General features: G+C 54.1%; 1 protein-coding gene. It reads left to right on the plus strand.

Features of this window, described 5'->3' with window-relative positions:
* Nucleotides 1-100: 100 nt before the first annotated feature.
* Nucleotides 101-855, plus strand: a protein-coding gene (locus HKD27_RS16250) for an IS5 family transposase (protein ID WP_085948219.1) whose coding sequence is annotated in 2 segments (ribosomal slippage) — nt 101-422 and nt 422-855 — 756 coding nt in all. Because the reading frame shifts where the segments join, the coding sequence is not laid out codon by codon here.
* Nucleotides 856-868 lie beyond the last annotated feature (13 nt).

Raw genomic sequence — 868 nt, forward strand, 5'->3', positions numbered from 1 at the left:
TACGGCGTGTCGTCAGTTAAGACCTGAGAGCTTGAAGTGAGGGTTGTACGTTCTGTTGCTCTGTGCTGACTGTTTTTCCGGCTTTGGAGGAGAACAACAGATGCGGCGCTATGGCTTACGTGACGACCAGTGGGAGCGTATAAAAGACTTTCTTCCGGGTCGTGAGGGTCATGTCGGAGGCACTGCTGCAGACAACCGCCTTTTCGTAGAAGCTGTGCTGTATCGCTACCGTGCAGGCATTCCCTGGCGTGATCTTCCGGGCCGTTTCGGGGACTGGAAAAACGTGCACAGACGTCTGCGTCGCTGGTGTGAAACTGGTGTTATTGAGCGGATCTTTCGCCATTTGGCAGCAGATCACGACAATGAATACATGATGATCGACAGCACCATTGTCCGGGCGCATCAGCACAGTGCCGGAGCCCTCAAAAAGGGGGCGCGGATCAGGCCATCGGACGATCCCGGGGCGGATTGACCACAAAGATCCATGCTATCTGCGATGCTCTGGGCAATCCGGTGGAGATCGATATCACACCGGGACAGGATGCGGATATTAACCGGACGGAACCGATGCTGGAAAACATCGATCCGGATGCCTTCCTTGCTGATAGGGCGTATGACGCAGACAGGTTGATCGACCGATTGACAGAGCGCGGGATTACCCCGGTCATACCGTCAAAACGCAATAGAGCGATGCCGCGGAAAACCGACTTCGCTCTTTACAGGGAACGTAATCTTATCGAACGGTTCTTCAATAAACTGAAGCAGTTCCGCGCTATTGCAACCCGCTACGACAAACTGAAATCCACCTTCCTCGCGGCGGTTCAGTTCGCCTCAATCATCATCCTGCTTAACTGACGACACGCCGTAG

Source organism: Gluconobacter sp. R75690 (assembly GCF_015244525.1).
Classification (GTDB): Bacteria; Pseudomonadota; Alphaproteobacteria; order Acetobacterales; family Acetobacteraceae; genus Gluconobacter; species Gluconobacter potus.